Annotated in this window: 18 protein-coding genes; 6 read left to right on the top strand and 12 right to left on the bottom strand. The window is 72.7% G+C overall.

The window, feature by feature from the left end; genetic code table 11:
• Positions 1 to 61: 61 nt before the first annotated feature.
• Positions 62 to 1,168: a PP2C family protein-serine/threonine phosphatase gene (locus tag OIE69_RS11220; RefSeq protein WP_326571824.1), complete on the bottom strand. Its 1,107-nt coding sequence runs from the start codon at positions 1,166 to 1,168 to the stop codon at positions 62 to 64.
• A gap of 187 nt (positions 1,169 to 1,355) precedes the next feature.
• On the opposite strand from OIE69_RS11220, the gene OIE69_RS11215 reads away from it, so the two are divergent.
• Positions 1,356 to 1,676, top strand: coding sequence for a nuclear transport factor 2 family protein (locus tag OIE69_RS11215; protein ID WP_326571823.1), 321 nt, complete (start codon positions 1,356 to 1,358; stop codon positions 1,674 to 1,676).
• Between the two features lie 19 nt (positions 1,677 to 1,695).
• Here the strand turns inward: OIE69_RS11215 and OIE69_RS11210 are convergent, their stop codons facing one another.
• From OIE69_RS11210 to OIE69_RS11195, 4 genes are all read right to left on the bottom strand, one after another.
• Positions 1,696 to 2,307, bottom strand: coding sequence for a class I SAM-dependent methyltransferase (locus OIE69_RS11210; protein ID WP_326571822.1), 612 nt, complete (start codon positions 2,305 to 2,307; stop codon positions 1,696 to 1,698).
• Complete coding sequence (locus OIE69_RS11205; RefSeq protein ID WP_326571821.1) at positions 2,297 to 2,908, bottom strand: 3'-5' exonuclease; 612 nt, start codon at positions 2,906 to 2,908, stop codon at positions 2,297 to 2,299. Before OIE69_RS11205 ends, OIE69_RS11210 begins: the two co-directional genes overlap by 11 nt.
• Before the next feature lie 122 nt (positions 2,909 to 3,030).
• Positions 3,031 to 4,653, bottom strand: coding sequence for a malate synthase A (gene aceB, locus OIE69_RS11200; protein WP_326571820.1), 1,623 nt, complete (start codon positions 4,651 to 4,653; stop codon positions 3,031 to 3,033).
• 175 nt (positions 4,654 to 4,828) lie between these two features.
• On the bottom strand, positions 4,829 to 5,473 hold the full coding sequence (locus tag OIE69_RS11195; protein ID WP_326571819.1) for a nucleotidyltransferase family protein: 645 nt from the start codon (positions 5,471 to 5,473) through the stop codon (positions 4,829 to 4,831).
• Positions 5,474 to 5,517: 44 nt separating this feature from the next.
• On the opposite strand from OIE69_RS11195, the gene OIE69_RS11190 reads away from it, so the two are divergent.
• Positions 5,518 to 6,171 (top strand): histidine phosphatase family protein, encoded by a 654-nt coding sequence (locus OIE69_RS11190; RefSeq protein ID WP_326571818.1) that lies wholly within the window; start codon positions 5,518 to 5,520, stop codon positions 6,169 to 6,171.
• Between the two features lie 176 nt (positions 6,172 to 6,347).
• Entirely contained in the window at positions 6,348 to 6,656 is a 309-nt protein-coding gene (locus OIE69_RS11185; RefSeq protein WP_326581082.1) for a DUF5955 family protein, read from the top strand.
• 22 nt (positions 6,657 to 6,678) lie between these two features.
• On the opposite strand, the gene OIE69_RS11180 is transcribed toward OIE69_RS11185, so the two are convergent.
• On the bottom strand, positions 6,679 to 7,560 hold the full coding sequence (locus tag OIE69_RS11180) for an LLM class F420-dependent oxidoreductase (protein ID WP_326571817.1): 882 nt from the start codon (positions 7,558 to 7,560) through the stop codon (positions 6,679 to 6,681).
• Positions 7,561 to 8,360: 800 nt separating this feature from the next.
• Entirely contained in the window at positions 8,361 to 9,125 is a 765-nt protein-coding gene (locus OIE69_RS11175) for an IclR family transcriptional regulator (protein WP_326571816.1), read from the bottom strand.
• A 259-nt stretch (positions 9,126 to 9,384) separates the two neighbouring features.
• Between OIE69_RS11175 and allB the strand changes: the two genes are divergently transcribed.
• Together allB and alc are read left to right on the top strand one after the other, a co-directional pair.
• Positions 9,385 to 10,746 (top strand): allantoinase AllB, encoded by a 1,362-nt coding sequence (gene allB / locus OIE69_RS11170; RefSeq protein WP_326571815.1) that lies wholly within the window; start codon positions 9,385 to 9,387, stop codon positions 10,744 to 10,746.
• On the top strand, positions 10,743 to 11,852 hold the full coding sequence (gene alc, locus OIE69_RS11165) for an allantoicase (protein WP_326571814.1): 1,110 nt from the start codon (positions 10,743 to 10,745) through the stop codon (positions 11,850 to 11,852). Before allB ends, alc begins: the two co-directional genes overlap by 4 nt.
• Positions 11,853 to 12,085: 233 nt before the next feature.
• Here alc and OIE69_RS11160 read toward each other — a convergent pair whose 3' ends face one another.
• The 5 genes from OIE69_RS11160 to OIE69_RS11140 are packed head-to-tail and all read right to left on the bottom strand — an operon-like array spanning position 12,086 to position 18,681.
• Positions 12,086 to 14,041, bottom strand: coding sequence for an RICIN domain-containing protein (locus OIE69_RS11160; RefSeq protein WP_326571813.1), 1,956 nt, complete (start codon positions 14,039 to 14,041; stop codon positions 12,086 to 12,088).
• A 45-nt stretch (positions 14,042 to 14,086) separates the two neighbouring features.
• Entirely contained in the window at positions 14,087 to 15,445 is a 1,359-nt protein-coding gene (locus tag OIE69_RS11155; protein ID WP_326571812.1) for a GH1 family beta-glucosidase, read from the bottom strand.
• 41 nt (positions 15,446 to 15,486) lie between these two features.
• Complete coding sequence (locus OIE69_RS11150; RefSeq protein ID WP_326571811.1) at positions 15,487 to 16,347, bottom strand: carbohydrate ABC transporter permease; 861 nt, start codon at positions 16,345 to 16,347, stop codon at positions 15,487 to 15,489.
• Positions 16,340 to 17,350, bottom strand: coding sequence for a carbohydrate ABC transporter permease (locus tag OIE69_RS11145; protein ID WP_392567489.1), 1,011 nt, complete (start codon positions 17,348 to 17,350; stop codon positions 16,340 to 16,342). The genes OIE69_RS11150 and OIE69_RS11145 overlap by 8 nt, the downstream gene beginning before the upstream one ends.
• A gap of 14 nt (positions 17,351 to 17,364) precedes the next feature.
• Entirely contained in the window at positions 17,365 to 18,681 is a 1,317-nt protein-coding gene (locus OIE69_RS11140) for an ABC transporter substrate-binding protein (RefSeq protein WP_326571810.1), read from the bottom strand.
• 139 nt (positions 18,682 to 18,820) lie between these two features.
• Between OIE69_RS11140 and OIE69_RS11135 the strand changes: the two genes are divergently transcribed.
• Positions 18,821 to 20,092, top strand: a complete 1,272-nt coding sequence (locus OIE69_RS11135; RefSeq protein ID WP_326571809.1) for an ROK family transcriptional regulator — start codon at positions 18,821 to 18,823, stop codon at positions 20,090 to 20,092.
• The last annotated feature ends 14 nt before the right edge of the window (positions 20,093 to 20,106 follow it).

The following is a 20,106-nucleotide window of genomic DNA, read 5'->3' as shown; positions in this document are numbered from 1 at the left end:
GCCGTCGGCGAGGTCTCTCCACCCGGAGCCCACGGCCGCGTTCGGCACGGAGGCCGGCGGGTCAGAAGTGGCAGACCGCCAGGAGTGCCATGTCGTCGCTGCGGGGACCGCCGGTGTGTGCGTGGACGTCGTCCAGGAGCGCGTCGAGCAGTTCGGCGGGGCCGGCGAACGGCACACCGTCCAGCCGGGTGACGGGGTCGTAGAAGGTTCCGTCGGCGTCGCGGGCCTCGGTGACGCCGTCGGTGTGCATGAGCAGGGTGGAACCTGGTGGGAAGGCGACGGTGTCGACGTGGTCGGTGACCTCGTGGTCGGTGACCTCGTGGAGGCCCATTCCGAGGGGCAGGGCATGGCCTGCCGGTTCCGCGGAGCGCACGCTGCCCTGGTGCAGCACCAGTGGGGGCGGGTGCCCGCGGTTGACCAGGCGCAGCCCGGTGCCGTCGGCCGGGAACTCGGCGAGGACGGCGGTGACGAACCATTCCAGGGGGTCCATGCCCTCGCGGCGTTCGGCCTCGCGCCACAGTGCCCGGTCCATGCGGGCCGCCACTCCCGCGAGGGTGGGTTCCTCGTCGGCGGCCATGCGGAACGCGCCGAGCACGACGGTGGCCGCCTCCACGGCGGCCATGCCCTTGCCGCGTACGTCGCCCATGATGCAGCGCAGCCCGTAGGGGGTGTCCTGGACGGCGTAGAGGTCGCCGCCGATCTCCGCCTCGGCCTCCGCGGTCTCGTAGCGGGCGGCGATGCGGTACGGCCCGACGTGCCGCGGCGGCACGGGCAGCACGGCGCGTTGCACGGCGGCGGCGACGCTGCGCGCGGAGCGCAGCCGTACCTCGCGGACGTGGAGCAGGCGGTTGATGAACACGGCCACGACGGCGACGGCGCAGATCGACAGCAGTTCGCTGATGCCGCCGGGGCCGCCGATGTATCCGAAGTGGGCGAGGATGCCCGCGTCTGCGGCGAGGGCGCCCACCCCGACCAGCACGGTGCCGGGCAGGGACATCAGGGGGGCGGCGAGCATGGGGGCGACGGAGTAGAAGGCGGTGGCGCTGAACTGGGCGGGGGTCAGGTAGTCGACCAGGAAGCCGCCGACGAGCAGCACGACGGGGAGCAGCCGGACGTACCGCAGGACGTCGCGTCCTTCGTCGGTGAGGTCCTCGCCCCCACTCGCCACGCGTGTGCTCCTGCCGTCGCTGTCGGGCCGCCGGACTGGATCCCAGGGTCGCCGTGGTCCCGTTGCGGGGCCAGCCGTGGCGGTCCCCGCGGGTGAACGGCGGTCGGGCCGCCGGGCCCCGGGTAGCGCGCCGGGGCCGCTCGGGCGAGGCTGGTGGCACGACCCGTGAGCACAGGGAGCAGCAGCGATGATCCGCACCGACGCCCTCAACGAACCGGCCGTCCGCGCCTTCGTCTCGGCGGTGAACGCCGGGGACCGGGAGGCCTTCGAGGCCGCGCTCACCGAGAACGCGACGATGTCCGACGACGGTTCCGACCGCAACCTGCAGGAGTGGGCGGAGCGGGAGATCTTCGATTCCCACGGCCACATGGACGTGCAGTCCCAGGATTCGGCGGGGCTGACCCTCATCGCGGACTACCGCAACGACGCGTGGGGTGAGATGCGCACGAAGTGGCGTTTCACCGTGGACGGCGGCAAGGTCAGCCGTTTCGACACCGGCCAGGCCTGAGCGGGGCCGGCCGGGCCCGTCAGCCGGCAGCGCCGTCGCGGTACACCAGCAGGTAGCGCCAGAACAGCAGGCGCCTGACACGGCTGCCCGGCAGGAGTTGCGCCGCTTCGGCGCGGATCTGCGGCAGGGGTGTGCCCGGTGGGCGTACGGGGGCCCGGACGGGTTCCGGTTCGCGGCCGCGGATCCGGTCGGCGGCGGCGACGGCGAGCCGGGCGGCGGCGTTGACGGGGACGGCCGCCAGGCTCACCGCCCAGTCGGCGGGGGTGCGTTCGGGGTAGCAGCCCAGGACGAGCAGGGTCCCCCCGGGGGCGAGCGCGGCGCGCAGCGCGGTGACCGTGCCGAACGGCATGTGGTGCAGGCTGGCCAGGCAGGTGATGAGGTCGTAGTGGGCCGTGGGGAGGTCCACACCGGTGACGTCCGCGGTGCGGAAGGTGACCCCGGGTGCGGGTGCGGTTCCGGCCGCGGCCACGGCTTCCGGGCAGGCGTCGATCGCGTCGACCCGCAGTCCGCGGGCGGCCAGGCGCCGGGCGAAGCGGCCGGTGCCGCAGCCGACGTCCAGGGCGGTGAGCGCGCCGGGCGGGACTTTGCGCAGGAGCAGCCGGTGGTAGTGGTTGTTGTGGTCAAAGGGCATGCGCGGTGCCCTTCCAGTTCATGAGGTTGGCGAAGAGTTCGGCCTGTTCGATGGCGTCGTCGAGGGCGTGGTGGGTGTGGCGGCGGCGGGAGAGCAGTTCGCGGGGCATGGTGGCCTTGGCGACGGCGCGCAGCGGCACGTGGGCCTTGGCCGCGTACAGCGTCTTCATGTCGAGGCAGCCGGAGTGCCCGAAGGGGCTGGAGCCGGTGAAGCGGATGAGGTACCAGTACAGGAACATCCAGTCGTAGCCGGCGGGGTAGCCGGTCATGACGGGCTGGGCGCCCTCGCTGACGGTGCGCACCCATGCGGTGAACTCGGCCATCGCGGCGGCGGGTTCGCTGCCCTCGGCGGTCAGGCGTGCCCGGTCCAGTCCGCTGACGGCGAGTGCCTGCGGGTCGGTCTCGGTCCCGGTGGGGCGCAGTTCGCGGTAGAAGGTGTCCCGTTCGGGGTCGGCGGCGGTGAATCCGCCGGCGTCCTGCCGGCCCGCGACGGCGGCCCCGAGGCTGAGCATCGAGTACGGGCCGGGGATGGGCCCGTCCGCCTCGACGTCCACCGAGATGTACAGGCTGGGCCGGACGGCGCGCGGTCGGGGTGCTGGCATGCCGACGATCATGCCAGCGGCCCCGTGTCGGCTGCCCGGCTTTTCCCGGGGGTCGCGGGAAGTCGTGCGTCCCGCGGGGGCGGCGGCTCTCCCCGGCGGTGGCCGGGGAGAGCGCGCGTGGTTCAGTCGAGCAGTTCGTACGCCGGCAGCGTCAGGAAGTCGACGTAGGTCTCGTCGAGTGCCGTCTTCAGGAGCAGGTCGTGGGCCTGCTGCCAGCGGCCGGCGGCGAAGGCCTGCTCGCCGGTCTCCTCGCGGATGGCGGTGAGTTCCCGGTCGGCAAGGGAGCGCACGAGGTCGGCGGTGGCCTTCTCGCCGTTGTCGGCGAAGACGACGCCGGCGTTGACCCACTGCCAGATCTGGGAGCGGGAGATCTCGGCGGTGGCGGCGTCCTCCATGAGGTTGAAGATGGCGACGGCGCCCATGCCCCTCAGCCAGGCCTCGATGTAGCGGGTGCCGACCTGGACGGCGTTGCGCAGTCCCTCGTAGGTGGGTTTGGCGTCGAGGGAGTCGACGGCCAGCAGGTCGGCGGCGGTGACGTGGACGTCCTCGCGCAGCCGGTCCTTCTGGTGGGGCCGGTCGCCGAGGACGGCGTCGAAGGAGGCGCGGGCGATGGGCACGAGGTCGGGGTGGGCGACCCAGGAGCCGTCGAAGCCGTCGTGGGCCTCGCGGTCCTTGTCGGCCTTGACCTTCTCGAAGGCGACCGCGTTGACCTCGGCGTCGCGCCGGGAGGGGATGAAGGCGGCCATGCCGCCGATGGCGTGGGCGCCGCGCTTGTGGCAGGTGCGGACCAGCAGTTCGGTGTAGGCGCGCATGAAGGGCGCGGTCATCGTCACGGCGTTGCGGTCGGGCAGGATGTAGCGTTCGCCGGCGTCGCGGAAGTTCTTGACGATGGAGAACAGGTAGTCCCAGCGGCCGGCGTTGAGGCCTGAGGCGTGGTCGCGGAGTTCGTGGAGGATCTCCTCCATCTCGAAGGCCGCGGTGATCGTCTCGATGAGGACGGTGGCGCGGATGGTGCCCTGTGCCACGCCGAGGAGGTCCTGGGCGAGGACGAACACGTCGTTCCACAGGCGGGCTTCGAGGTGGGACTCGGTCTTGGGGAGGTAGAAGTACGGGCCTTTGCCCTTGGCGAGCAGGCGCTGCGCGTTGTGGAAGAAGTAGAGGCCGAAGTCGACGAGGGCGCCGGGGACGGGTTCGCCGTCGACGGTCAGGTGGCGTTCGTCGAGGTGCCAGCCGCGGGGGCGCATGACGACGGTGGCGAGTTCCGTCTCGTCCTTGAGCGCGTAGGACTTGCCCTCGGGGGAGGTGAAGTCGATGCGGCGCTCGTAGGCGTCGATCAGGTTGACCTGCCCGCCGACCACGTTCTCCCAGGTGGGGGCGGAGGCGTCCTCGAAGTCGGCGAGCCAGATCCGGGCGCCGGAGTTGAGGGCGTTGATGGTCATCTTGCGGTCGGTGGGGCCGGTGATCTCCACCCGGCGGTCGTCCAGCGCGGCGGGGGCGTCGGCGACGCGCCAGTCGCCTTCGCGGATGTGGGCGGTCTCCGGGAGGAAGCCGAGGGTGCCGGTGCGGGCGATCTCGGCGCGGCGTTCCCTGCGCTTGGCGAGGAGTGCGGCGCGGCGGGGCGCGAACCGGCGGTGCAGTTCGGCCAGGAAGGCGAGTGCCCCGTCGGTCAGCACCTCCTCCGCGCGCTCGACGGGGGGTGCGGTGTCGGCGACGACGGCGTGCGGTGCGGGCCCTGATGCGGACATGTACCTGACTCTCCTCTTGCCGATGAGGGGTGGTGCCGTGCGGCCGGAGGAGCCGGGCGGCCACCGCGCCCCGGCCCTGGCACGGGGTGCCGGACCGGGCGGGTTTCGGCTGCGAGGCGCGCCGACCGTACGGGCGCTTCTGCTGGGTGGAGCATAGTTTTTGCATTGCGGAAGTTCAACGTTCTGTGGCACCCGGTGCAGGGGGCTCCGGCGGTCCCGCCAGCAGCCGCAGGTCGTCCGGGGTGTCGATGTCGGCGGGGACCGCGACGTCCCCGCACTCGACGAGTGCGATCGCCTCCTCGTGCCGCCTCAGGTAGGAGCGTGCCCCCTGGTCCCCCACCGCACTCGCGGCGATCGCCGCCCAGTGCGCGGAGCCCAGCAGGATCGGATGGCCCCGCTTGCCGCCGTACGAGGCGGCGGCGAGGGTGCGCGGCGCGGCGTACGCGGCCACCACCCGGGCCACCGCCGTGGCCCCGATCCCGGGCTGGTCCACCAGTGCCACGACCACGGCCGGCGCGCCGGTGCCGGCCAGTGCCTCCAGGCCCGCGCGCAGCGAGGAGCCCATGCCCTGCTCCCAGTGCGGGTTCACGGTGACGGCGTAGTCGTCCAGGGCGGCGCGTTCGCGCACCTGCGCGGCGGCCGCGCCCAGCACGATGTGGACCGGGCCGCAGCCGCCGGCCCGCAGCACCCGCGCCGCGTGCTCGACCAGCGGGCGGCCGCCGTACTCCAGCAGCGCCTTGGGGCGGCCGCCCAGCCGTCTGCCCCCGCCGGCGGCCAGCAGCAGCCCGGCCACCGTGCCCGTGCTCGCGTCGCGTTCCATGCCCCCTGGATACCGTGGACGGGAGGCGGGGGAAAGGACCGGCCATGACGAGCTGGATCATCGCCGTACGCCACGGTGAGAGCGAGGCCAACGCGGCCTTCGCCCGCGGCAGGTCCCTGGACGGGGTCCGGGACGCCGGCGTGGCGCTGACCGCGCTCGGGCGGGAGCAGTCGGCGCGGCTGGGCCGTGACCTGCTGGCGCTGCCCGGTGCGCAGGCGCCCGGCCGTGTCCGCTGCTCGCCCTTCGAGCGGGCCCGGCAGACCCTGCGCGCCGTCGAGGAGGCCGGCGCGGCCGCGGGCCGCGAACCGCTGCCCGTCACCTACGACGAACGCCTCCGGGACCGCGGCATGGGCCTGTTGGAGCTGATCACCCCGCAAGGGGTGCGCGAGCGCTTCCCCGAGGAGGCGCTGCGGCGCGAGCGTGAGGGTGAGGCCGCCTACCGCCCGCCGGGAGGGGAGTCGCCGCAGGACGTCGAGGCCCGTGTGCGGGACTTCCTGGAGGAGGCCGTCGCCCGCCAGGGCCCGCCCCTGCTGGTCGTCACGCACGACGTGGTGGTGCTGGCCCTGTGTCGCCTGCTCGGGACCCCGCCGCCCGGCGGCGCCCGCGTGGTCAACGCCTCGATGGCCTGCTGGTGGCGCGACGGCGCGGGGGACTGGCGGCTCGCGGACTGGAACCGGATCGCGGGTCCCGGACGTTGATGTCGGCAAGTCGTCACGCGAGGAAGGAAGTTACGGCGGATTTCGCTCTCCGTATAGCGGGGGAAGCGCTCCGTCGCGTTTACTGTCCTCCCCGATACGGCGGACCGGATGGGGCCGGCCGGCCATGGGGAATCATCGGGGGTCTACCTGTGGGGGACGTATCAGTGGTGAAGGACATGGCCGCCCGCGCGGCGGTGGACGACGACGGGACCGTCGACCCGAGGGTGACCGCCCTACGGGCCGCGGTCGCCCGCTGTCGCCGTGAACTCGCCGGGTACCGCGGCAACTTACCGGACCGGCACATCGCCGAGGACGAGCTCTCCGCGCTGGCCGCCGCCGCGGACGCCGGTGTCCCGGACGTCCCGCGGCTGCGCCGCGGCCTGCTCGTGATCGCCGGGGCGCTCGGCTCCGTCAGCGCCCTGGCCGGTGCCCTCACCGAGGTGCGCCGGGCGATCGAGCTGTTCGGCACCCCGCGTCCCCAGTGACGCGGGGTGCCCGCGGGTCCGGTCAGCCGAGTTCGGCCAGCCGGGGGACGGCCGGCGCGCAGTGGCTGTCGATCCAGCCGGCCGGCTCGGCGTCCGGCGGCACCACGATGACCGTGTCGACGCCGAGCTTGGCGTAGCCGGCCATGTCGGCGACGAAGGCGTCGGTGTCGCCGTCGCGGATGGAGTCGCCGACGAAGAGCATGGTCTTGCGGATCCGCTCGTAGTCGCGTCCGGCCTCGTCGCAGTGGGCGCGCAGCACGTCCAGCTTGTGCGCGACCTCGGCGGCCGAGGAGGCGAAGAGGTTGCAGGCGTCCGCGTACCGGGCGACCAGGCGGAGCGTCTTGCGCTCGCCGCCGCCCCCGATCATGATCTCCGGGCGGGGCGTGCTCACCGGGGCCGGGGCGCTACGGGTCTCCGCCAGGGAGTAGTGCGTGCCCTCGAAGGGGCCGTCGTCGTCCCCGTCCCACATCTGCAGGCAGATCCGCAGGGTCTCCTCCAGCCGTTCGAAGCGCTCCGCGAGCGGCGGGAAGGGCACGCCCAGGCCCAGGTGCTCACGCTCGTACCAGGCCGCACCGAGCCCCAGGGTCGCCCGCCCGCCGGACAGGACGTCGAGCGTGGTCGCGATCTTCGCCAGCAGGCCGGGGTGGCGGTAGGTGACCCCGGTGACGAGGACGCCGAGCCGTACGGAGGAGGTCCGGGCGGCGAGGAATCCCAGCGTCGTGTAGGCCTCCAGCATGGCGGCCTCGGCGCCGCCGTTGTTCTCCATCTGGAAGTAGTGGTCCATCACCGAAAGCCAGCCCGCGCCGGCCGACTCGGCAGCATCGCCCGCCGCGGCCAGCGCGGGCGCGAGCCCGGCGGATCCCTGGGGGTGGTCGAATTTCGTGAGGTGCAGGCCCAGTTGCATGGTTCTCCCCGTCCGGGGTCGTGGTCGCTACGGTGACGACCGTAGGCCTTGGAGTGCGCTCGAGGTCAAGCCGCCGCGGCGGCACGACGACCCGCGTCCCGACTGTGAGGGTCCGCCCTCACTCCGATGGCGGCCCCGGCATCCACGGCGCCCTCGGCTTCCCGGCGCGGCAGGTTTCCCGGCCTGTACTGCGGCGCCGCGCAAGCGGATTTCCCGCCGTCTCGCGCCCTTCGGGCGGAAAGACGCCGGCTGCGGAGGGGAGGGTGGGGGCGCCGGGCCGTCGCCGCTGTTCGGGCCGGTGGTCGGCCGGAGTTCAGGCTCCGGAGCGGGGCCGGTTGTTCGTACGGTTCCGGTCTCGCTGCCGTCCGCGCGTGCAGATGGCCGGTTGCGACGCCCACTGTTCGTGGGTGGCGCGCCCGCCGTGACCGGCGTCTGCGGGTGTTTCCCCGACATCGGGCCCACTTCCGCCGTGTATGTCGGCGAAAGCGAGCCCGATCTCCCGCCCCACCGCTCGACAGCACCCGAATCACCGCTGGACGCCGGTCACGGCGGGCGCGCCCACCACCGGGAGTGGGCGTGGAAGCGACCGGACGGCGACGAGACCCACGCCACGGGAAAGGCACCCCGCTCCGGCGCCTGAACCCCCACCACGCACCCACCCGCACACGGCCGAGGAGGGCAGTCCCTCACCCCCCGTCCGCGGCCCGCCGCTTTGCGCCCGAAGGGCGCGAGACGAACCAGCGCCCACCCACCGGCCGCGCCCACCCACCGGCGCGGCCGCCGCGCCGACCGCGAGCGCTTCAGGGCGTCCCGTTGCTGGCCAGCGCGGTCGACAGCTGCCGCGCCACGCCCTGCAGCACCGGCACGATCTTCTCCGTGGCCGCCTCGGTCACCCGTCCGGCGGGTCCGGAGATGGAAATGGCGGCGGCCGTGGGGGAGTCGGGGACGGTGACCGCCAGGCAGCGGACCCCGACCTCCTGCTCGTTGTCGTCCACGGCGTAGCCCTGGGCGCGGATGCGCTCCAGTTCCGCGAGGAAGGCGTCCGGGTCGACGATGGTCCGCTCGGTGGCCGCCGGCATCCCGGTGCGGGCCAGCAGGGCGCGCACCTCCTCCGGCGGGACGTGTGCCAGCAGGGCCTTGCCGACGCCCGTGGAGTGCGGCAGGACACGCCGTCCGACCTCGGTGAACATCCGCATCGAGTGCCGTGAGGGGACCTGGGCGACGTAGACGACCTCATCGCCGTCGAGGAGCGCCATGTTGGCGGTCTCGCCGGTCGCCTCGACCAGCTCCGCCAGGTGGGGGCGGGCCCAGGTGCCCAGGAGGCGGGCCGAGCTCTCGCCGAGGCGGATCAGCCGGGGCCCCAGCGCGTAGCGGCGGTTGGGCTGCTGGCGTACGTAGCCGCAGTCGACCAGGGTGCGCATCAGCCGATGGATCGTGGGCAGCGGCAGCCCGCTGCTCGCGGACAGTTCGCTGAGGCCCACCTCGCCGCCCGCGTCGGCCATCCGCTCCAGCAGGTCGAAGGCGCGTTCGAGGGACTGCACGCCCCCGGCGCGGTCTGACGCCACGTTTCCTCCCCAGGCGGACGGTGGTGATGGTGCAGCCTACCGGCCCTGACCAGGCAGGTGACCGCTGTTCGGGGCGGTCGTGGGCGCGGCGGTGGCCGGTGAGTGCGGAAAACGCATTCCATTGGGTGGAATTCTCCAACTGTACTGCCGGGGTCTCGTGCGGCGCCGGGGAAGGGGTTGACGGCGGCTCGCGGGCGAGCGGAGGATGCATTTCAACAGAACGTTGAATTTCTGTGCGATGCCGGTGGAAGGGGAACCCGTGTCCGAGGCCGCTGACGCGATCGAGCTCGTGCTGCGTTCACCACGGGTCGTCACCCCGCAGGGCGAGCGCCCCGCCGACGTGGCCGTCGCGGGCGGCCGGATCGCCGCCGTCCTGCCGTACGGGACCGAGCCCCCGCCCGGTGCCCGCCTGGTCGACCTCGGCACGGACGCCCTGCTCCCCGGCCTGGTCGACACCCACGTCCACGTCAACGACCCCGGGCGCAGCGAATGGGAGGGCTTCGAGACCGCCACCCGGGCCGCCGCGGCCGGCGGCGTCACGACGCTGATCGACATGCCGCTCAACAGCATCCCGCCGACCACCACCACCGCCCACCTGGAGGTCAAGCGCGCCGCCGCCCGTGGCCGGATCCACACCGACGTCGGCTTCTGGGGCGGCGCCGTACCCGGCAACGCCAAGGACCTGCGCCCCCTCCACGAGGCCGGGGTCTTCGGCTTCAAGTGCTTCCTGCTGCCCTCCGGCGTCGAGGAGTTCCCCCAGCTCGGCCCCTCCGAACTGGAGGAGGCGATGCGCGGGATCGCCCGCTTCGACGGGCTGCTGATCGTCCACGCCGAGGATTCCCGGCTCATCGAGGGCGCCCCGCAGCCCTCCGGCCCCGCATACGCCGGCTTCCTCGCCTCCCGCCCCCGCGCCGCCGAGAACGCCGCCGTCGAGGCGCTGATCGCCCTCGCCCGCCGCCTGGACTGCCGGGTGCACGTCCTGCATCTGTCCTCCGCCGAGGCCCTGCCCCTGATCGCCGCCGCCCGCCGCGACGGCGTACGGCTGACGGCGGAGACCTGCCCGCACTACCTGACGCTCACCGCCGAGGAGGTCCCGGACGGCGCGACCCAGTTCAAGTGCTGCCCGCCGATCCGCGAGGCGGGCAACCGGGAGGCCCTGTGGCAGGGCCTGCTCGACGGCACCCTCGACTGCGTCGTCTCCGACCACTCGCCCTCGACCGTCGACCTCAAGCACTTCGACACCGGCGACTTCGGCGCCGCCTGGGGCGGGATCTCCTCCCTCCAGCTCGGCCTGCCCGCCATCTGGACCGAGGCCCGCCGGCGTGGCGCCACGCTCGTCGACGTGGTCCGCTGGATGGCGCGGGGCCCGGCACGCCTGGCCGGACTCACCACCAAGGGCGCCGTCGCGCCCGGCCACGACGCCGACTTCGCCGTCCTGGCACCCGACGAGAGCTTCACCGTGGACCCGGCGGCGCTCCACCACCGCAACCAGGTCACCGCCTACGCGGGCCGCACCCTCCAGGGGGTCGTACGGAGCACCTGGCTGCGCGGTGAGCGGATCGCCGAGCACGGCACCCCGACCGACCCCTCCGGCCGCCTCATCACAAGGGAGAACGCGTGACCGCCATACCCCGGTACACCGGCGCCGCCCAGCCGTACCCCGGAGGGGACCCCTACGCCGACTACCGCGGCGCCGACCTGCCCTTCACGGGCCTCGTCGACCTCGCCGACCGGCGCCTGGGCGCCGGGGTGATCGCCGCCAACGACGAGTTCTTCGCCGAACGGGAGAACCTGCTCGTCCCCGAGCGGCCCGAGTTCCGCGCCGAGCACTTCGGCCACAAGGGGCAGGTCATGGACGGCTGGGAGACCCGTCGCCGCCGTGGCGCCGACGCCGCCGACCCGCACCCCGCCGACGCCGACCACGACTGGGCGCTGATCCGCCTCGCGGCCCCCGGAATCGTGCGCGGCCTGGTTGTGGACACCGCCCACTTCCGCGGCAACCACCCGCAGCAGATCGCCGTCGAGGCCACCTGCGCGCGCCTGTCCGCCGCGCCGGAGGACCTGCTCGCCGACGGCGTGGAGTGGACGGAACTCGTCCCCCGCACGGCCGTCGGCGGCCACGCCGCCAACGGCTTCGAGGTGGCCGTGGAGCGCCGCTTCACCCACCTGCGGCTCAAGCAGTTCCCCGACGGCGGCATCGCCCGGCTGCGGGTCCACGGCGAGGTCGTCCCCGACCCGGCGTGGCTGACCGCGCTCGGCACCTTCGACCTGGTCGCGCTGGAGAACGGCGGCACCGCCGAGGACGTCTCCGACCGCTTCTACTCCTCCCCGCTCAACCCGATCCTGCCGGGCACGTCCCGCCGCATGGGCGACGGCTGGGAGACCCGCCGCCGCCGCGACAAGGGCCACGACTGGGCTCGCTACCGCCTCGCCGGGCAGGGCACCGTCCGCGCCGTCGAGATCGACACCGGCTACTACAAGGGCAACGCCGCCGGCTGGGCCGCCCTGCTCGGCCGCGACGGCGAGGACGGCGAGTGGTTCGAGATCCTGCCCCGGACCGCCCTGCAGCCCGACACCGTCCACCGCTTCGTGGTCGACGTCCCGCCCGCCACCCACGTGCGCCTGGAGACCTATCCCGACGGCGGCATCGCCCGCCTGCGCCTGTGGGGTTCGCCGACCGATGCGGGCGCCGACCGCCTTGTGCGGCGGTGGGAGGCTCTGGCCTGACGGGCTTCAAGAGGCGGCCGGCACGAGCCGCACCAGGCCGAGCGAGGTGCGGTCGCCGGCCCTCGCCTCGACGGCCCGGACCGCCCAGCGGCCGGGAGGCAGCGGGACGGGGGCCTGTTCGGGCAGGCCGCCGCCGACAGTGAGCCCCCTCCGGGGCCCCGGTGCCCCGGAGGGGGTGCTGGTGCCGCGCGGCGCCGGCGTCTCCCTCGTACGCCGGCGCCGCGCGGGGTCGGTCAGCCCGCCGGCGTCAGCCGGAAGGACTGGGCTGCGGTGCCGTTGCAGGTGTACTGCTGCAGCAGGGCGCCGTCGGCCGCCGAAGCGGACGCGACGTCCAGGCACTTGCCGCTGTGCCGGGCCGTCAGGACGTACGAACCGTCCGCCTGGAGCACCGGCTTCCACTGCTGGTTGGCGCCCGAGGACCACTGCCAGGTCTGCAGCGGCACCGAGTCGCCCGTCGCCGACGCGCCGCCGGTGACGTCCCAGACCTGTTCGGTGGCGGTCGCGTTGCGGTTCACCACCCGGTAGTAGCCGCCGTCGGCCGGGCGGAACTGCCACTGCTGGTTGGCCTGTCCGGCGACGCAGCTCCACTGCTGCACCGCCGTTCCGTTGGCGGTGCCCCGGTCCTTGGCGTCCACGCACTTGCCGGAGCCGGCGCCGGCCACCTGGTACCAGGCGGAGGTGCTGATGCCGTCCCCGTCGCCGCCCCCGCCGCCGGTCGGTGCGCCGGACCAGGTGAAGGTGGTCGTGGCGCGGGCGGGCAGGCTGTAGCTGAAGTGCTGCCCGGCCTCGCGGACCGTGACCTGCTGGGTGGACGACGAGGAGTTGTGGGTGACCAGCACCCGCTGCCCGTCACTGTTGACGAAGGCGGTGTTCCACACGGGGTCGGTGGCGTTGCTGCCGATCCGCACCGCGCCCGCGCGGACGAACTTCGTCAGCTGCCCCATCGTGTAGTACTCGACGGTGTAGTCGACCTGCCCGCTGCGCGCGTCCCCGTTGTGCACCGTGACCAGTCCGCTGCAGCTGTCGCAGCCGCCCGCGTGCGGGCCCCTGGCCTGGTCCAAGGCCAGCGACCACTTCACGTACGCGCGGGCCCAGTTGCGGGTGAAGCCGGTGATGTCGCGCAGGTCCTCCAACTGCTGATCGCCGACCCACGTGCCGCCGGAGTGCTCCGTCTCGTACTGCGCCACGCCCGGGTACTGGCCCTGGATCGCGCTGCCCAGTGCGTAGTTCGGCGGGGTCGGGGTGTAGCCGTGCCAGGCGACGCCTCCGAAGAGCGGGTCGCCGCGCAGCGCGGCGTCGGCGAGCTGGCCTGCGCCGGTGGTGTTCCAGTCGCCGTGGTTCCAGTCGTGGATCAGCGCCTTGGTGGTGATCCCGGCCGAACGGAACGCCGGGAACAGGTGGTTCCTGGTGAAGTCCAGCAGCGTGGCCGCCGTCCACTCCATGGTGGGGTAGTTGCTGCCCGCGCCGCAGCACTGGGGCTCGTTCTGCACCGAGACGTAGTCGACGTGGACGCCGCGCTGCTCGTACGCCTGCAGGTACTTCACGAAGTACTGCGCGTACGTGTCGTAGTACTCGGGCCTCAACTTGCCCATCTGGGTCAGCCTGCCGTTGTCCTTCATCCACGCCGGCGCCGACCACGGCACCGCCATGACCTTCAGGTCCGGATTGAGCTGCCGCGCCCGCTGGGTCATCGGCAGGACGTCGGCCAGGTCCCGGGAGATGGAGAAGTCCGACAGGTCGCAGCAGGTGTCGTCGTACGTGTAGTGGCTGCGCGCGATGTCCGAGGCGCCCATCGGGTTGCGCAGGAAGCCCAGGCCGATGCCCTCCGCGGGGGAGAACAGCTTGCGCATGGTGGCGTCACGGGTGGCCTCCGACAGCGCGCCGGAGGAGTTCATCAGCCAGGCGGCGCTGTCGGTGAAGGACGCCCCGCCGCCCTCGAAGGGCTGGTAGCGGGCGGCGGGGTCCACCGTGATGACCGTGCCGCCGCTGCCGTCGCCCGCCTCGAAGGCGGCCGGGGTCTGCGCCTGCAGGCCCTTGACGACGGTCCTGCCGTCGGAGGTGGTGGTCATGGTGACCTGGACGGCCGTGGCGGCGGCCGCCCCAGGTCCGGCGAGCACTAATCCGGCGAAGACCGCCGCGACCGCCGCGAGCACGGCGATCAGGCGTCCGGTGTGGGGGTGGTGTGGCATCGCGGATCTCCTGTGTGGGGGGTGGAGACGGGATGACGAGGGAGGTCAGGCCGCGCTGCGGGCGCGGCTGCGGTGGGCGGTGATGATGTCGGCGTAGCGGCGGCCGCTGCCCTTCACGGTCCGGCGCTGGGTCTCGTAGTCGACGTGGACGAGGCCGAAGCGCTTGTCGTAGCCGTACGCCCACTCGAAGTTGTCCAGCAGCGACCAGGCGAAGTAGCCGGCGAGCGGGGCACCGCCGCGCACGGCGCGGGCGCAGGCCGCCAGGTGCTCCTCCAGGTAGGCGGTGCGCTCGGGGTCGTGGACCTGCCCGTCGGGGCCGACGCGGTCCTCGTACGCCGAGCCGTTCTCGGTGACGTAGATCTTGCGGGCGCCGTACTCCTCGGTCAGCCGCAGCAGCAGCCGCTCCAGACCGCCGGCGTGCACCTCCCAGTCCATCGCGGTGCGGCGGACGTCCGGGACGCGTACGGCACGGGTGTGGGGGACCGGCCCCGACGGGTCGTCGGCAACGATGTCACGGAAGTAGTAGTTGAGGCCCAGCCAGTCCAGCGGCGCCGCGATGGTCTCCATGTCGCCGGCCCGGACGGGCAGTTCGACCCCGTACAGCTCCAGCATGTCCTCGGGGTAGCCGCGGCCGTGGATCGGGTCCAGCCACCAGCGGTTGGTGTGCCCGTCGGAGCGCAGCGCCGCGGCGACGTCCTCGGGCCGGTCGGAGGCCGGCTCGCAGGGGCTGAGGTTGTTGACGATGCCGACCTGGGCGTTCGGGACCGCGGCGCGCAGCGCCTGCACCGCCAGGCCGTGGCCCAGGTGCAGGTGGTAGGAGGCGCGGACGGCGGCCGTCAGGTCGGTGAGGCCGGGGGCCATCACGCCCTGCAGATGGCCGATCCAGGCCGAGCACAGCGGCTCGTTGAGCGTCGCCCAGTGGGTGACCCGGTCCCCGAGCCGCTCGGCCACCACGGCCGCGTAGTCGGCGAAGCGCAGCGCGGTCTCCCGCTCCGGCCAGCCGCCGCGGTCCTGCTGCGCCTGCGGCAGGTCCCAGTGGTACAGGGTGGGGAAGGGGGTGATGCCCGCCTCCAGCAGGCCGTCGACCAGGCGGTCGTAGAAGGCCAGGCCCGCGGGGTTGACCGGCCCGCCGCCCTGCGGCATCACGCGCGGCCAGGCGAGGGAGAAGCGGTACGCGTCCAGGCCGAGCCGGCCCATCAGGCCGATGTCCTCCGGCACCCGGTGGTAGTGGTCGCAGGCGACGTCACCGGTGTCGCCGTTCGCGACCTTCCCCGGAGTGCGGGAGAAGGTGTCCCAGATGGAGGGCGCTCGGCCGTCCTCGGCCACGGCTCCTTCGATCTGGTACGCGGCCGTCGCGGCGCCCCACACGAATCCGTCGGGGAGGGCGCTGAGGTCGAGGGTCACGGACTGCCTTTCGTTCGGGTGACGCTGAGGGGCGGTGTGGCTCACTTGACGGCGCCGGCGGTCAGCCCGGCGACGAGGTAGCGCTGCAGGAGCAGGAACCCGGCGACGACGGGCACGCTGACCACGAGCGAGGCGGCCATGACCTGGTTCCAGTACACGTCGGTCTGCGTGGCGTAGCCCTGCAGGCCGACGGCGAGCGTGCGGGTGGTGTCGTTGGTCATGACGGAGGCGAACAGCACCTCGCCCCAGGCCGTCATGAAGGCGTACACGCAGACCGCGACGATGCCGGGCACGGCGGCCGGGACGACCACCCGGAAGAGCGCGCCCAGCGGCCCGCAGCCGTCGACCATGGCGGCTTCGTCCAGGTCCTTGGGGATCGAGTCGAAGTAGCCCGCCAGCATCCAGATGGAGAAGGGGAGCGAGAAGGTGAGGTAGGTCAGGATCAGGCCGCCGCGGCTGCCGTACAGGGCGATGCCCGTGGCGTTCCCGAGGTTGACGAAGATCAGGAAGAGCGGCAGCAGGAAGAGGATGCCGGGGAACATCTGGGTGGACAGGATCGTCACCGAGAAGAAGCGGCGCCCCTTGAAGTCGTAGCGGCTCACGGCGTACGCCGCGAAGATCGCCACCACGACCGAGCACAGCGTCGCCCCACCCGCCACGAGCAGCGAGTTCACGAAGTACCGGGCGAGCGGCACGGTGTGCCAGATGTCCGCGTACGGGCGCAGGGTGAAGCCGCTGGGGAACCAGCGGAACGGGCCCTGCACATCCTGCAGCGGCTTCAGCGACGAGACGACCATGACGAACACCGGCGCCAGCGCGAAGGCCGTCAGCACGGTCAGCACGATCCGCCGGGTCCACACGAAGGAGCGCGGCGCGGCCATGGGGCTGCGGGCGTCAGGCATCCTTCCTCCTCAGGGAGGTGGCGAGCAGGTAGAGCACCGTCACGACGAGCAGGAACAGCAGCAGGAGCACGGACATCGCCGAGCCGGAGCCGAAGTTCCAGGTCACGAAGGACGACTGGTAGATGTGGATCGAGATCAGGTCCGCGGCGTCCGGCGCGGCCCGCCCGAACAGCACATAGGGCGTGTTGAAGTCGTTGAACGTCCACAGGAACAGCACCAGCACCAGCACCTGGTTGACCGGGCGCAGCGACGGCAGGGTGATCCTGCGGATCTGCTGCCAGATCCCGGCGCCGTCCATCGCCGCCGCCTCGTACAGCTCGCGCGGGATGTTCTGCAGACCGGCCATCAGGCACAGGAACGCGAAGGGCCACTGCCGCCAGACCGACACCGTCACCAGTGCGAAGAAGCTGTTGTCGCCGATCAGCCAGAAGGGCCGGCCGTCGGTGAGGTGCAGCTGGTCGTGGATGACGTGGTTGATCATGCCGGTGTCCCGCTGGAACATGAACGACCAGGTGATCACCGCCGCGTAGACCGGCAGCGCGTACGGCACCAGGAAGACCGCGCGCAGCAGTCCGCGGCCGCGGAAGGCGTCCTGCATCAGGATCGCGGCGGCGGTGCCGAACAGCCAGGACAGCCCGACCGCCAGCACCGTGAACTCACAGGTGACGAGGAAGGACTTGAGCAGGTCCTCGCCGACCGGGGCGTTGAAGTCCACCGCCACGCGGTAGTTGTCCAGGCCCTTCCACGGGGCGGCCGACCAGTCGCTGATGAAGAACTGGGTGAGCTCCTTGAAGCTCATCACCACGCCGACGACCATCGGCACCAGGTGGATGAGCAGTTCCAGCGCGAGGGCCGGCAGGAGCAGGACGTACGGGAGCGACGCGCGCCGCAGCCGCGCCGGCAGGCGCAGCCGCGACAGCGGGGCCCTCCCCCCGGCGGCCCGCCGGCCGCCGGGGGAAGGCGTCTTGGAGCTGTGCCGGACGGGCGGCACGGTGGCGGTCACGGGTTCCTTCACGCTCACGACGCCGGCATCTGCTGCTGGGCCTTTTCGAGGGCGGCCTTGACGCTCTCGGTGGTGACCGGCTTCCCGGCGGCGGCGTCGGCGAACAGGTCCTTCATCGCGGTGCCGACGGCGGTCTCGAACTGGCTCTCGTTGGCGACCTGGGGCAGCGGCGCCGCGCTGTTGGCGAGCGCTTCCGCGAGGACCTTCAGGTCCGGGGTGGCGAAGGCCGGGTCGGACTGGGCGGCCTTGACCGGCGGGAGCGAGCCGTAGGTGCCGTTGAGGATCTTCTGCTCGTCGTCGCTGGTCATGAACTTCACGAACTTCAGCGCGCCGTCGACGTTGTCGGTCTTCTTGAAGACGGCCAGGTTGATGCCCGCGACCATCGAGTTCACGGCGGTGTCGCCGGAGGCGCCCGCGGTCTGGAACGGCACCTGGGCGACGCCGTAGTCCTCGGGCTTCATGCCGTGGGACTTCAGCGAGGAGCCGGCGGCCTGCCACAGCAGCATGGCGGCCTTGCCGGTGGCGAAGTCGGCGACGGACTGGTTGGCGGCGTACTCGGCGTTGCCGGGGGCCGTGATCTTGTCCTTGGCGATGAAGTCGATGTACTGCTTGACGGCCGTGACCGCCTCGGGGGTGGTGAAGGTCGGCTTGCCGGAGGCGTCGAAGAAGTCGGCGCCGTACTGCTTGCCGAAGACGAAGGCGTGGTGGACGTTCTCGGAGAGGTTGCCGCCCTCGACGGCGAGGCCGTACTTGCCGCCCTTGGTGAGCTTCTTGCCGTCGGCGACGAGCTCGTCCCAGGTGGCGGGCGGGTTGGCTATGCCCGCGTCGGCGAACATCTTCTTGTTGTAGTACAGGCCGTACGCCAGCGAGTACAGCGGGACCGCGGCCGGGTCCTTGCCCTCGGCACCCGTCGCGCCCAGGGCCGAGGAGACGAAGCGGTCCTTGCCGCCGATGGCGTCGAAGGCCTTGGCGTCGAAGGGGCGCAGCGCGCCGGTGGCCTGCAGCGAGGCGGACCAGGTGTTGCCGATGTTGAGGACGTCGGGGCCCTGGCCGGAGGTGGCCGCGGCGAGGATCCGGTTGAGCAGGTCGGACCACGGGATGACCTCGAGCTTGACCTTGATCCCGGTCTGCTTCTCGAACTTCTTGAGCTCGGGTGTCAGGGTCGCCTTGTCGGCCTCGAGGCTGGCGCCCTGGTTGCTGGCCCAGTAGGTGAGCTCCTTGGGGCTGCCGTTGCCGCTGCCGTCGGTCGAGGAGCCGCCGCCGCACGCGGTGGCGGAGGCGATGAGCGCGGCCGCGAGCGTCGCGGCGGCCGTGGTACGGGTGATGTGCATGACCGGGGATCCCTCTCCAGGGTGGGTGCCTTCGGGAAGTGAAGAACGTCACGCCTTAATTCAAGGCGTGATTTAACGTCTGAGAAAACCTGGCGTCAAGACTTGGCGCAGCGATAGATTCAGCCGGGGAGGGAGCACCATGGCAGACCGAGGCAAGCGGACCGTACGCGACCTGCGGCGGGGCAACCGTTCGGCGCTCTTGCGTCACCTGTACTTCGAAGGACCCCTCAGCCGTCAGGAGTTGGCCAGGGACACGGGACTGAGCACAGGTTCCATCAGCAACGTCGTGGCCGAGCTCATCGCCGACGGCGTCGTCGAGGAGGCGGGCTCCGTCGAGTCCGACGGCGGCCGCCCCCGCGTCATGCTCAAGGTCGCCCCCCGCCACGGCTTCCTCATCGGCGTCGACGTCGGCGAGACCCGGGTCCGCGTCACCCTCTTCGACCTCGCCCTCGCCGAACTCTCCTCCACCGACCGCCCGCTGGCCGACAGCGGCCACGACGTCGTCCTCGTCGTCCAGCTCATCCTCGACGGCCTCTCCGTCGTCCTGGAGGACACCCGCGTCGACCCCGCCCTCGTACTCGGCGTCGGTATCGGCGTCCCCGGCATCGTCGAGCAGGGCACCGGCGGCGCCGGCGCGGTCGTCCACGGCCAGACCATCGGCTGGGACGCCGTCCCCCTGGGCGCGCTGCTCGCCGAGGGCACCTCCCTGCCGCTCCACATCGACAACGGCGCCAAGACCCTCGGCCAGGCCGAGATGTGGTTCGGCGCCGGCCGCGGCGCCCGCAACGCCGTGATCGCCCTGCTCGGTTCCGGGGTCGGCGCCTGCGTGGTCGCCGACGGCAAGCCGTACCGCGGCGCCAGCAGCAGCGCGGGGGAGTGGGGCCACACCACCCTCCAGGTCGGCGGGCGGCTCTGCCGCTGCGGCGCTCGCGGCTGCCTGGAGGCCTATGTGGGCGCCGAGGCGCTCATCGAGCGCTGGGACGCACCCACCGGGGTGAGCGAGGAGTCCGCGATCGCCGCCCTCCTCGCCGCCGCCGAGGCCGGTGAGGCCGCCGCCGTCGCGCTGCTCGACGAGGCCGCCGAGTACCTCGGCGCCGGCATCGCCGACCTCGTCAACCTCTTCAACCCCGAGCGCATCGTGCTGTCCGGCTGGACCGGCCTGATGATCGGCCCCCGGCTGCTGGACGCCGTCCGGGAGGCCACCGCCGCCTACGCGCTGCACCACCCCTGCGCCCAGACCTCCATCGAGCTGGGCCGGCTGGGGACGGACGCGGTCACGGTCGGCGCCGCCACCCTGCCGCTCGCCCGCTTCCTCGACGCCGGCGGCCGGCCGCCCGCCCCCGCCGCGCGGCCGGAGGAGCAACCGGAATCGAATCGTCCGGGTCGTTCGTTGTCGGGTACATCCGTCTGAACGAGAGCACCACG

Source organism: Actinacidiphila glaucinigra, from assembly GCF_035918135.1.
GTDB lineage: Bacteria > Actinomycetota > Actinomycetes > Streptomycetales > Streptomycetaceae > Actinacidiphila > Actinacidiphila glaucinigra.
The sequence above is the reverse complement of the archived record's forward strand: the minus strand, read 5'-3'. Positions and strand labels throughout refer to the sequence as shown.